General features: G+C 75.5%; 8 protein-coding genes. 6 read left to right on the top strand and 2 right to left on the bottom strand.

Going from position 1 to position 12,648, the window contains the following annotated elements:
- Positions 1-61: 61 nt before the first annotated feature.
- Positions 62-478 (top strand): heat shock protein transcriptional repressor HspR, encoded by a 417-nt coding sequence (locus tag ACQPX6_RS29085; protein ID WP_433788395.1) that lies wholly within the window; start codon positions 62-64, stop codon positions 476-478.
- A gap of 59 nt (positions 479-537) precedes the next feature.
- On the top strand, positions 538-1,251 hold the full coding sequence (locus tag ACQPX6_RS29080; RefSeq protein ID WP_433784262.1) for an AIM24 family protein: 714 nt from the start codon (positions 538-540) through the stop codon (positions 1,249-1,251).
- Between the two features lie 20 nt (positions 1,252-1,271).
- On the opposite strand, the gene ACQPX6_RS29075 is transcribed toward ACQPX6_RS29080, so the two are convergent.
- Positions 1,272-2,522, bottom strand: coding sequence for an FAD-binding oxidoreductase (locus ACQPX6_RS29075; protein ID WP_433784261.1), 1,251 nt, complete (start codon positions 2,520-2,522; stop codon positions 1,272-1,274).
- A 419-nt stretch (positions 2,523-2,941) separates the two neighbouring features.
- Between ACQPX6_RS29075 and clpB the strand changes: the two genes are divergently transcribed.
- The 4 genes from clpB to ACQPX6_RS29055 all read left to right on the top strand — a co-directional run bounded on the left by clpB (position 2,942) and on the right by ACQPX6_RS29055 (position 11,136).
- The gene (clpB, locus tag ACQPX6_RS29070) at positions 2,942-5,536 is read left to right on the top strand and encodes an ATP-dependent chaperone ClpB (protein ID WP_433784260.1); all 2,595 of its coding nucleotides are present in this window, start codon (positions 2,942-2,944) and stop codon (positions 5,534-5,536) included.
- A gap of 20 nt (positions 5,537-5,556) precedes the next feature.
- Positions 5,557-6,417, top strand: coding sequence for a PhzF family phenazine biosynthesis protein (locus tag ACQPX6_RS29065; protein ID WP_433784258.1), 861 nt, complete (start codon positions 5,557-5,559; stop codon positions 6,415-6,417).
- Positions 6,418-6,558: 141 nt separating this feature from the next.
- Positions 6,559-9,630: an ATP-binding protein gene (locus tag ACQPX6_RS29060; protein WP_433784257.1), complete on the top strand. Its 3,072-nt coding sequence runs from the start codon at positions 6,559-6,561 to the stop codon at positions 9,628-9,630.
- Between the two features lie 75 nt (positions 9,631-9,705).
- Positions 9,706-11,136 (top strand): FAD-binding oxidoreductase, encoded by a 1,431-nt coding sequence (locus ACQPX6_RS29055; RefSeq protein WP_433784256.1) that lies wholly within the window; start codon positions 9,706-9,708, stop codon positions 11,134-11,136.
- Between the two features lie 112 nt (positions 11,137-11,248).
- Here ACQPX6_RS29055 and ACQPX6_RS29050 read toward each other — a convergent pair whose 3' ends face one another.
- Positions 11,249-12,637 (bottom strand): FAD-binding oxidoreductase, encoded by a 1,389-nt coding sequence (locus ACQPX6_RS29050; protein ID WP_433784255.1) that lies wholly within the window; start codon positions 12,635-12,637, stop codon positions 11,249-11,251.
- Positions 12,638-12,648: the final 11 nt, after the last annotated feature.

The raw sequence follows: 12,648 nt of genomic DNA, 5'->3' as shown, positions 1-12,648 counted from the left end.
CACGGGGCGGGCGGCCGAGCGCGGCCCGTGGCCCGCCCCGCTCGGCTCGGCGTCGTCCTCCCTGCCCGCGCTGCCGTCGTGGGCCGACGAGGACACCCCCGTCTTCGTCATCTCGATCGCCGCGCAGATCGCCGGCATGCACGCCCAGACGCTGCGCTCCTACGACCGGATCGGGCTGGTCAGCCCGGGTCGGGCCAGCGGCGGCGGGCGGCGCTACTCGGTGCGCGACATCGCCCTGCTGCGCGAGGTCCAGCGCCTGTCCCAGGAGGACGGGGTCAACCTCGCCGGCATCAAGCGGATCATCGAGCTCGAGCGGGAGGTCGGCGCGCTGACCGACCGGATCGCCGAGGTCACCGAGGAGCTGGCCCGCTGGCGCGCCGCCGCCGAGCAGGGGGGCGCGTCGCGCAGCGACCGGCTGCCCGCGCGCCGCACGCAGTCGGTGGTGGTGTGGCAGCCGGGGCCGCGCCGCCGCGAGTGACGCGCGGATGACGGCGAGGAACGGGGTGCGGGGGGCCCTTCCGTCGCTAGTGTCGGCGGATGCAGTCGCGGATCACCGGCACCACGATGCCGGTCCTCGAGGTCACCCTGGCGCCCGGCGAGCGGCTGATCGCCGAGGGCGGGGACGTCGCGTGGCTGACGGCGGACTTCTCGCTGGAGACCTCGACCCGGTTCGGGTCGGGGGGCCGCGGCGGGTTCATGAGCGGGCTCAAGCGCGCGCTCGGCGGCGGGGGGCTGTTCCTCACCGAGTACACGCCGCCGCGTTCCGGCGGGTTCGTGGCGTTCGCGGCGCAGCTCCCGGGCACGATCCGCGAGATCACCGTCGACCCGGCCGCGCCGGTGATGGTGCTCTCGGGGTCGTACGTCGCCAGCACCTCGGAGATCGAGATCTCGGTCGGGCTGCAGAAGAAGATCGGGGCCGGGGTCTTCGGCGGGGCGGGCGTGGTCTTCCAGAAGCTCGCCGGGCACGGCACGGCGTGGGTCCAGCTGGCCGGGGAGATCACCGAGTACGACCTGGCGGCCGGCCAGTCGCTCTGGGTCCACCCGGGCCACCTCGCTCTCCTGCCGGCGGACCTGCGCGTGGAGTTCGCGTCGATCCGCGGGGTGAAGAACAAGCTGTTCGGCGAGTCGCTGGTGATGGCCGAGGTGCACGGGCCGGGGCGCATCTGGCTGCAGTCGATGACGCCGGCCAAGCTCGCCGCCGCGATCCAGCCCTACCTCCCGGAGCGCACGTCGTCGTCGTCGGACGACTGACCGCTGTCGCCGGGGGTCTGCTACCGGTCGGCGAACGGGTCGTAGGTGATGCGGTCGAGCGGCACACCGTCGACGAGCAGCGCGGCCGCCGTGGCCCGGATCATCGCCGGCGAGCCGGAGAGCAGAACGTCGTGGGAGGACCAGTCGCCGCCGCGCAGCACGGCCTCGGGCAGCGTGCCGGGCAGGGTGCTCTCGTCGAGCGGGTCGTCCTCGCACACCGCGGCCACCGCGAGCCAGGGGTGCTCCGCGGCGAGGGCCCGCAGCCGGTCGAGCACGGTGAGGTCGTCCGGGACGCGGCCGCCCAGGAAGACCGTGCAGGGACGCGGGCGGTCCCACCGGGACATGTCCTCGCACAGCGCGAGCACGGGCGCGCCGCCGGTGCCGCCGGCGACCACGAGCACCTCGCGCTCGCTGCGCGGGTCGAGGCCCAGCCGGCCGGCCGCGGGGCCCAGGCGCCAGCGGTCGCCGGTGGCCGCGTGCGCCACGATCGCCCGGCTCACCCAGCCGCCCTCGACGGCGCGGACGTGGAACTCGAGCAGGCCGTCGGGCCTGGGCGCGGTCGCCGGGCTCAGCGGCCGCCACATGCGGGGGCGCTGGGGCACCTCGACGGTGAGGTACTGACCCGCGCGGTGGGGCACCGGGACGTCGGGGCGCACGTGCACGACGGCGAGGTCCCAGCTCAGCCGCCGGTGCCCGACGACGGTGCCCTCGGCGACGGCGGGCGTCGCGTCGGCCGCGCGCACCGCCTGCTCCAGGGGGCCCACGGCCAGCGAGAACGCGCGCACCCAGGCGTGCTCGGTGGCGTCGTCCCACGCCCCGTCGACGCCGGCACCGTACCGGCGCATCGCCCCGATCAGCGCCACCCCGAGCGGCTCGTACTGCTCGGCGTCCAGGCCCAGGGCACGGTGCTCGCGCACCAGCGGCGCGATCATGGCCTTCAGGTCCGCGGGACGGTCGACCGCGCTCATCGGCGCCACCAGCGAGCGCAGCAGCCGGCGCGCGGGCCCGCTGACCTGGGCGGGGAACAGCGCCCGCGTCGAGGGCGCGAGGCTGAACAGCAGCGCGGCGAACCAGTCGGCGAGCTCGTCGATCTGCGGCTCCACGGCCTCCCAGGTCTCGCGGACCCGGCGGGCGGCGAGGTCGTCGGGAGCGAGGGCGTCCTTCGCTGCGGCGGGCGCAGTCGGGGTGACCTTCGCTGCCCCTCCCTCCGGCGCCGCGTGGCGCCCGGGGCGGACGAAGGGCGTGGTGGGCGGCGCCTCGACGGCGCGCACCGGGGCGAGGCGCCGTGGGGAGGGCCGTGGCGTGGGACGGGCGGTCGAGTGGGGGGTGGGCGCGGACGGACCGGCTCCGGACAGCGGCTCCGCGGACATCCTCGGCGCTCCTCCCGACCCCCCGTCGCGGATCGCCCGGACCCGCGTGACGCCGTCACTATGACAGCCCGTTCGTGGTCGTCACGCAGGGTCCCCATCGGGGCCTCGTCGCCCGGCCCGCCACGTGCGCCGGGCGGTGTGTGCGAGGGCCGTGAGCAGCGACGACGCCCCGGGGAGGGACCGCTCGTCGACGTCGCTGTGGGTGACCGGTCGTCCTCCCACGAGGCGGGGAAGAATCCGTGAAGACGCAAGGTTGAGCTAGGTAGACTCAAGTTGGCGGCGGCTGGTGGGCCGTCCGCCCGGTGCACCCAGGAGGATCGATGGACTTCACCCCCACCACCCGTACCCAGCAGGCGGTGTCCGCCGCGGTCCGCGCGGCCACCGTCGACGGGCATCCCCAGGTCTCGCCGGCGCACCTCGCGGCCGCGCTGCTCGACCAGGCCGACGGGCTCACCGAGCCGCTGCTGCGCGCGGTCGGGGCGGACCCGTCGGCCGTGCGCGCCGACGTGGGCAAGGTCCTCGCGGGGCTGCCGAGCGCCAGCGGCTCGAGCGTCTCGGCGCCGCAGTTCGACCGCGAGATGGCGCGCGTGCTCCAGCACGCCCAGCAGCTCGCCGCCGACATGGGCGACGAGTACGTCTCGACCGAGCACCTGCTGGTCGGGCTGGCCGCGGCCGGCGGGCGCACGGGCGACGTGCTGACCCGCCACGGCGCGACGCCCGAGGCGCTGCAGGAGGCGTTCACCAAGGTCCGTGGCTCGGGGCGCGTGACGTCGGCCGACCCGGAGAACACGTTCCAGGCCCTGGAGAAGTACGGCCAGGACCTCACCGAGCGCGCCCGCTCCGGTGCCCTCGACCCGGTGGTCGGCCGCGACGCGGAGATTCGCCGCGTCGTCCAGGTCCTGAGCCGGCGCACCAAGAACAACCCGGTGCTCATCGGCGAGCCCGGCGTCGGCAAGACCGCGATCGTCGAGGGCCTGGCCCAGCGGATCATCGCCGGTGACGTGCCCGAGTCGCTGCGCAACAAGCGCGTCGTCGCCCTCGACATGGGCTCGATGGTGGCCGGGGCGAAGTACCGCGGTGAGTTCGAGGAGCGGCTCAAGGCCGTCCTGCAGGAGATCACCGACTCCGCGGGCCAGGTCATCACGTTCATCGACGAGCTGCACACCATCGTCGGCGCCGGCGCCACCGGCGAGTCGGCCATGGACGCCGGCAACATGATCAAGCCGATGCTCGCCCGGGGCGAGCTGCGGATGGTCGGCGCCACCACGCTCGACGAGTACCGCAAGCACATCGAGTCCGACCCGGCCCTCGAGCGCCGCTTCCAGCAGGTGCTCGTCGGCGAGCCCACCGTCGACGACACCGTCGGCATCCTGCGCGGGCTCAAGGAGCGCTACGAGGTGCACCACGGCGTGCGCATCACCGACGCCGCGCTCGTCGCCGCCGCCACGCTGTCCGACCGCTACATCACCGCGCGCTTCCTGCCCGACAAGGCCATCGACCTCGTCGACGAGGCCAGCTCGCGGCTGCGCATGGAGATCGATTCGCGGCCCGTCGAGATCGACGAGGTCGAGCGCGCCGTGCGTCGCCTCGAGATCGAGGAGATGGCGCTGGCCAAGGAGTCCGACGCCGCGTCCGCCGAGCGCCTGACCGCGCTGCGCGCCGAGCTGGCCGAGCGCCGCGAGGAGCTCGACGCCCTCACGGCCCGCTGGCAGGGCGAGAAGGACTCGATCAACGCCAGCCGGGGTCTGAAGGAGCAGCTCGAGACGCTGCGCGGTGAGGCCGACCGCGCCGAGCGCGACGGCGACCTCGGGCGGGCGGCGGAGCTCATCCACGGCCGCATCCCGGCCCTGGAGAAGGAGCTGGAGGCCGCCGACGCCGCGTCGATCGCCCCGGTGATGCTCAAGGAGGAGGTCGGCCCCGACGACGTCGCCGACGTCGTCTCGGCGTGGACCGGCATCCCCGCCGGCCGCCTGCTCGAGGGCGAGACCGCGAAGCTGCTGCGCATGGAGGACGAGCTCGGCCGCCGCGTGGTCGGGCAGGCCGAGGCGGTGCGCGCGGTGTCCGACGCGGTGCGCCGGGCGCGGGCGGGCATCAGCGAGGAGGACCGGCCCACCGGGTCGTTCCTGTTCCTCGGGCCCACCGGCGTCGGCAAGACCGAGCTGGCCAAGGCGCTCGCCGCGTTCCTGTTCGACGACGAGCGGGCGATGATCCGCATCGACATGAGCGAGTACGGCGAGAAGCACTCCGTCGCCCGGCTCGTCGGCGCGCCCCCCGGCTACGTCGGCTACGACCAGGGCGGCCAGCTCACCGAGGCCGTGCGGCGCCGCCCGTACTCGGTGGTGCTGCTCGACGAGGTCGAGAAGGCGCACCCGGACGTGTTCGACGTGCTGTTGCAGGTGCTCGACGACGGGCGCCTCACCGACGGCCAGGGCCGCACGGTGGACTTCCGCAACACGATCCTCGTGCTGACCTCCAACCTCGGCTCCGCGGCGCTGATGGACACCTCGCTCGACGACGCCGGCCGCCGGGACAAGGTCATGGAGACCGTCAAGCGCTCGTTCAAGCCGGAGTTCCTCAACCGGCTCGACGACGTCGTGGTGTTCCACGCGCTGTCGACCGAGGAGCTGACCTCGATCGTCGACATCCAGCTGGACCGCCTCGGGGCCCGGCTGGCCGCGCGCCGGCTGACCCTGGCCGTCAGCGACGCCGCCCGCGAGTGGCTCGCGCTGCAGGGCTTCGACCCGCTGTACGGGGCGCGCCCGCTGCGCCGGCTCGTGCAGTCGGCGATCGGCGACCAGCTCGCCAAGGCCCTGCTCGCCGGCGAGGTGCGCGAGGGCGACACCGTGGCCGTCGACCTCGACGAGTCCGCCGACGTCGGCGCCGGTGCGCTGGTGGTCTCCCGCACGGCGGGCTGAGGTCCCTACGATCCGGGCCGGTGGGCCCCGAGATCCTGCGGTACGCCGCCTTCACCACGACCCCGGCCGGGGGCAACCCGGCCGGGGTCGTGCTGTCCGCCGAGGGCCTCGACGAGGCGGCGATGCTCGACATCGCCGCCGACGTCGGCTTCTCCGAGACCGCGTTCCTCGTCGGGGACGCAGGCTTCGGTGACGACGGCGCGCGCCACCGCACGGTGCGCTACTACAGCCCGCGCGCCGAGGTGCCGTTCTGCGGCCACGCGACCATCGCCACGGCCGTGGCGCTCGCGCACCGCGTCGGACCCGGGACGGTGGTGCTCGCCACGCGCTCGGGACCCGTCTCCGTCCGGACGCGGTGGCGCGACGGCGCGCTGCTCGCGACGCTGACCAGCGTCCCGCCGCGCGTCGTGCCCGTGCACGACGACGACGTCGAGGCCGCGCTGGCCGCCCTGCGCTGGACGCGCGACGATCTCGACCCGGCCCTGCCGCCGCGCGTGGCGTTCGCCGGCGCGAACCATCTCGTGCTGGCCGCCGCCACCCGGGAGCGCCTCGCCGCGCTGGACTACGACATGGACGCCCTCGACACGCTGATGGCTGCCCGCGGCTGGACGACGGTGGCGCTCGTGCACCGCCTCGGCGCCGTCGAGCTCGCCGTGCGCAACCCGTTCCCGCCCGGCGGGGTCTACGAGGATCCGGCCACGGGAGCGGCCGCCGCGGCGCTCGGGGGGTACCTGGCCGACCTCGGGACGATCACCACGCCGGTGCGCCTGACCCTGCACCAGGGCGAGGAGATGGGCCGGCCGAGCACGCTGATCGTCGATGTGTCGGCCGAGCCCGGGGCGGGCGTGGACGTCAGCGGCACCGCGGTGCCGATGGAGTGACGGGCCGATCATCCTCCGGACAGCCCAGCCCGGCCACAGCGATCGTCACGATCGCATGTCGAAGCGGGCGGGAGGACCGCCGATCCTGGCCCCGGGGCGGTGCCGTCGCCACCCTGGGTGACCGCTGGGGGGAGGCCTCCGATGCTCCACGTCGCGGTGCTCGGCCAACAGGTGATCGCCGACGAGGAGGGCGGTCCGCGAGCCCGGTCGTCTCGGGGGATCGCGCTGGCCGCCCACCTCGTGGCGCACGCCGGCACCGTCGTCCCCCGTCCGCGCCTCGCCGCCCTCTTCTGGCCCGACTCCGGCGACGCCCAGGCGCTGACCAACCTGCGCCGCGAGCTGCACCACCTGCGCCACGCCCTCGAGCACGCCCCGGTCGTGCGGGCCGACACCGCCGGTCTCGCCTGGCAGGACGTGGCCGAGGTGGCCGTCGACCTGCGCGTCTTCGACCGTGAGGCCGGGGCCGCCCTCGACGCGGCGACACGGGACGACACCGCCGCGGTGGTGCGCCACGCGGCCGCCGCGCTCGGGCAGTACCGCGGCGCGTTCCTGCCCGGCGTCGACGACGAGTGGGCGCGCGAGGTGCGTGAGGACCGCGAGAACTGCTGCGCGCGTCTGTGCGGACTGCTGTCCGAGGCGCTGGGGCGCACCGGCGACCTGACGGCGGCGGTCGACGTCGCGCGCCGCCGGGTGCGGCTGCGGCCGCTGGAGGAGGCCGGGCACCGGGCGCTCATGGAGCTGCAGCTCGCCCAGGGCGACCGCGCCGGCGCGGTGAGCACGTACGAGCGCTGCGCGTCGGTGCTCGGCCGCGAGCTCGGCGTCGCCCCGCACGCCGACACGCGACGGGCGCTCGGCGCCGTGACCTCCTCCCCCGGCGGCGACGGGGCGACCCCGGTCGAGGCACGGGCCGGCGGGACGCCCGCGCTGGTCGGCCGGGAGGCGGAGCTCGCCACCCTGGCCCGGGCCTGGCGTCGCGCCGTCGCCGGCACGCCGGGGCTCGTCCTCGTCCGGGGCGAGGCGGGGGTGGGCAAGAGCCGGTTGGTCGCCGAGCTCGCCACCCTCGTCCGCGAGCGGGACGGCGTCGTGGCGGAGTCGGGCTGCTACGGCACCTCGGACCGGCTGGCGCTCGCGCCGGTCGCGGACTGGCTCCGGGTGCCGGCGGTGCACGCCGCCGCCGAGGCCCTCGACCCCGTCTGGCGTCTCGAGGTGGAGCGGCTCGTCCCCCGCGCCGGGCGGGCGGACCCGGGCCTCGTCGACGGCGCGCGCGCCATGGCCGACGCGTGGCGGCGCCACCGCTTCTCCGAGGGGCTCGCGCAGGCGTTCCTGCAGGTCGGGAGGCCCCTGCTCCTGGTGCTGGACAACCTGCAGTGGGGCGACCAGGAGACCCTCGCCTTCGTCGCCCACCTCCTCGGGCGGGCCGGCGACTCGCCGCTGCTCGTCGTCGGCACCGCCCGGGACGAACCGGGAGCGGTCGACGGATGGTTCCCGCGGATGCGGGCCACCGGTGTCGCGTCGGAGCTCACGCTGGACCCGCTCGGCGCCGCCGGCACCGCCCGCCTGGCCACGGCGGTCAGCGGACGGCCCCCCGACGACCCCGAGGCCCTGCACGCGGTCACGGGCGGTCTCCCCCTGCACGTCGTGGAGGCCGTCAGCGGGGGACCCGGGCTCGCGCAGCGGGACCTCGCGGGGATGCTGCGCGCCCGCCTGGAGGAGGTGAGTCCCACCGCCCGCGACGTCGCCGTCCTCGCCGCAGCCGTCGGGCGCGAGTTCACCCTCGTCCTGCTCGTCGAGGCCAGCGAGCTCGACGCCGAGGCTGTGGTCCGGGCGCTCGACGAGCTCTGGCGCCGCCGGATCGTCCGCGAGACGGCGACCGGCTACGACTTCACGCACGACCTCCTGCGCGAGGCGGCCGACGCGCTGGCCAGCCCGCCCACCCGCTGGCTGCTGCACCGCCGCCTGGCGCACGCCCTCGAGGAACTGCACGCCGACGACCTCGACGCCGTGTCGGTGCGGCTGGCACGCCACCACGCGTGGAGCGGGCGCCCGGAGCAGGCGGTGTCGGCGTACCGGCGCGCCGCCCACGTCGCCGCCTCGCGCTTCGCCCACGGCGAGGCGATCCGGCTGCTCCGGGAGGCCCTGCTCCTGGTCCGGGCGATGCTGCCGGGCCGGCACCGCGACGAGGAGGAGCTCGCCCTCCGCGACGCCCTGGCCGCTCCGCTCAACGCGCGCCACGGGTACGCGTCACCGGTCGTGCGGGAGACGCTGGAGGCGTCGGTGGCGCTCGCCCACCGCATCGGGCACCGGGACGCCGAGCTGTCCGCGCTGGTGGGGCTCTGGATCACCCGCTTCGTCGCGGGCGCTGTCGGCGAGTCCGAGGCGATCGCGACGCGGGTCGTCGCGATGGCCGACGGCGCCCCTGCCCTCGTCGCGCACGCCCACTTCGCGGCGGCCGGATCGGCGTTCGCCCTCGGGCGGCTCCGGCGGGCGCTGCACCACTTCGCGGTGGTCGCCGACGCGGCGGACACGGTGTCGCTCAGCGTCGGTACCCGCCTCGACGTGCACGGCGTGGGGTGGGCCGCCCACGCCCACTGGCTGCTCGGCGACGACGACCGGGCCCGCAGGACCGCCGCGGAGACCGTCGCGCTGGCACGCCGCATCGAGCACCCCTACAGCGTCGCCGTCGCGCTGGCCTACGACGCGGTCACCCACCAGTTCCGCGACGACCGTCCGGCCCTGGAGGCGTCGGCGGCCGAGCTGACCGAGCTGTGCGAGCGCTACGGCTTCGCGTACTACCGCGAGTGGGCGCCGGTGCTGAGCGGCTGGGTGCAGGGCGGCGCGGAGGGCGCCGCGACGGCGCGGCGCGGCATCGACGGGCTGCGGGCCACGGGTGCGTTCTTCCGGATGCCGTACTGGCTGACGCTCGTCGCCGACATCGCGGAGCGGCGGGGGCATCGGGACGAGGCACGGGCGGTGCTCGACGCGGCGGTCGCCGACGCCCGGTCGCGCCAGGACGTGTGGTGGCTCCCGGAGGTGCTGCGCCGGCGCGCGGCACTCGACGACGGCCCGGGCGCCGTCGCACGCCTCCGGGCCGCGGTGGACCTGGCCCGCGAGCACGGCAGCACCGCCCTCCTGCGGCGGTGCCTCGCCGACCTCCGGGCCGTCGATCCGACCGCGTGCACGGCACGTTCCGAGGTCGTGCCGCCGCACGGGTGAGGCGAACGCTGCGCGAACGCGTCCCGAGGACCGTCGGTCCCTCGCCGACCGTCCGATCCCCGCGGGAGATTCACCGTGACCACGACCGCACCACGCGCCACCGTCCCCTGGACCGACCTCACCGCCGTCATGCGCGGCCGGCTCGTCCTGCCCGCGGACCCCGACTACGACACGGTCCGGGCCGTCTACAACGGGATGATCGACAAGCGTCCGGCCGCCGTCGCGCAGTGCCGCGACGTCGCCGACGTCATCGCCGGCGTGGACTTCGCCCGCCGGCACGGCCTGACGCTGGCCGTCCGCGGCGGCGGGCACCACGCCGCAGGGCTCGGCGTCACCGACGACGCGCTGGTGCTCGACCTGTCGCCGATGCGCGGTACACGCGTGGACCCCGAGCAGCGGACCGTGCGGGTCGAGGGCGGATGTGTCTGGGGCGACGTCGACCACGCCACCGGTGCGTTCGGGCTGGCGACGCCGTCGGGGATCGTCGGCACCACGGGCGTGGCCGGGCTGACGCTCGGCGGGGGAACCGGCTACCTGACCCGTCGCTACGGGATGACCGTCGACAACCTGCTCTCGGCCGATGTCGTGCTCGCCGACGGCTCGTTCGTCACCGCGTCCGAGGACGACCACACCGACCTTTTTTGGGCGTTGCGCGGGGGTGGCGGCAACTTCGGTGTCGTCACCTCGTTCACCTTCCGCTGCCACCCCGTGGGCGACGCCGGGACGATCGTCGGGGGTCCGGTGTTCTACGCGCTCGACGACCTCGCGGACGTCATGCGCTGGTACCGGGAGCTGCTCCCGTCCCTGCCGACGGAGCTCAGCGGGTGGCTCGGGATCGTGGCCGTCCCGCCGGGTCCGCCGTTCCCCGAGGAGCTGTGGGGGCGGACCGTGTGCGCGATCGTCTGGTGCTACACCGGTCCGGGTGAGCGGGCGGACGAGGTGCTCGAGCCGGTGCGCACGTTCGGATCCCCGCTGATGGTGGGCGTGCAACCGATGCCGTACGCGGCGCTGCAGTCGGCCTTCGACCCGCTCTTCCCGCCCGGGCTGCAGTGGTACTGGAAGGGCGACGTCTTCCGGGAAATCAGCGACGAGGCGATCGAGGTGCACCGACGCTTCGCCGAGGTGCTGCCCAGCGGCCAGTCGACGATGCACCTGTACCCGATCGACGGTGCGGCCGCCCAGGTGCCCGAGGACGCGACCGCGTTCTCGTACCGCGACGGCGGGTGGTCCGGGGTCATCGTGGGCGTCGACCCCGATCCCGCCAACGTGGACGCGATCACGCGCTGGGCCCGCGACTACTGGGAGGCGCTGCACCCGTACTCGGCGGGCGGCGCCTACATCAACTTCATGATGGAGGAGGGCGAGGACCGCATCCGCGCGTCGTACCGCGGGAACTACGACCGGCTCGCCGAGATCAAGGGCCGCTACGACCCGGACAACCTGTTCCGGACCAACCAGAACATCGTCCCCGCCGGCAACGTCATCCCGCCGCCGCGGCAGGGGTGAGGGGCGCTCGAGGGGCACCGACCGCTGGCTGGGCCGTCCGGCCGAGCCCCTCGAGGAACGAGCGGCGCGTTCGCTGCTTCCCGCGCAGCGGACGCGCCGTTCGTTCGTCACCTCAGTGCCGGGCCGCGGCCCCCGCGAGCAGGCCGTCCGGGTCGTAGGTGCGCTGGATCGCGTCGAGCCGGTTCGCGTGGGTGCCGAACACCGCGCCGCGGTCGGCGTCGTCGTCCAGCCCCGCGAAGTTGACGTACACACCGCCGGTGGCGAACGGCGTGAGGGCGTCCCAGGACCCCCGCGCCCACCCGATCGCGGCGTCGTCCATCGCCGGATCGGTCCAGCCCGCGTCGATGCTGACGTTGAACCGGGCCCTCCGGTGGGCGAAGGCGCTCTCGTCGTCCCCGACGCGCGCGATCGCCCCGCCCATCGTGCGGACGATGACCAGCGACTGCGGGGTCGGCCGCGCGGCGCCCGCGGCGAGCACGGCGGCGGCCGCGTCGTCGTCGAAGCGCTCGAGGAAGTGCGACTTGAAGAAGTATCGCGCGCCGGCCGGGAACAGCGGGTCGGAGCCGGACTGGCTGGTGACGTAGTCGGTGACCGCGGTGGCGTCCACGAGGGGCGTGCCCAGGCGGGCCAGCGGCGCGAGCACCTCGAGGCCCTCTTGCGCGGGCCCTGCGTACAGCCCGGCGACCATGACCACCGGAGCGCCGTGCATCTCCGCCGGGAACCCGGGGTCCGGCGGGATGCCCCAGACCGCGAACTCCGGCGACACCGTGTCCGGCATCCGCGGCACGACGTCCCGCCACGCCGCGAGGACCCGCTCCGCCTCCTCGTACGGGTAGAGCACGAGCGCCTGCGCCACCTCGGGACCGAGCGGCCGCAACGCGAACTCCATCGCGGTGACGACGCCGAGGCCGCGCCCGCCACCGCGGACGGCCCAGAAGAGGTCGGGGTGCTCGGCGCGGCTCGCGGTGCGCACCGTCCCGTCGGCGGTGACGATCTCGACCGACCGGAGCGCGTCGCAGCTCAGGCCGTACGCCCGCTGCAGGTGGCCCATGCCCCCGCCGAGGGTCAGCCCGGCGACGCCGGTCTCGGACACCTCGCCCCCGGGCACGACGAGGCCGTGCGGGCTCGTGGCGGCGTTGACGTCGGCCCAGCGGGCGCCGGGCTCGACGGTGACGGTGCGGGCGTCGAGGTCGACGCTCACCCCGGTCATGGCCGACAGGTCGATCACCAGGCCGTCGTCGCAGACGGCGCTCCCGGCGATCTGGTGACCGCCGCCGCGGATGCTCACCGGGGGCCGATGGGCCCGGGCGGCGGCGAGCGCGGTGAGGACGTCGGCGCGGGAGGTGCACCGGGCGACGACCGCCGGTCGTCGGTCGATCAGCCCGTTCCAGACCCGGCGGGCCTCGTCGTAGCGGGCGTCGGCGGGATCGATGACGTCGCCGGCCAGGGTGAAGCGCAGCGTGGTGACGAGGGACTGCTCGCGGGTGGTGGTCGTGGTCATGGCGGGTCCTT

It is taken from the genome of Actinomycetospora sp. CA-101289 (genome assembly GCF_050955895.1).
Lineage (GTDB): Bacteria > Actinomycetota > Actinomycetes > Mycobacteriales > Pseudonocardiaceae > Actinomycetospora.
This window is presented reverse-complemented; position numbering and strand designations above follow the sequence as displayed.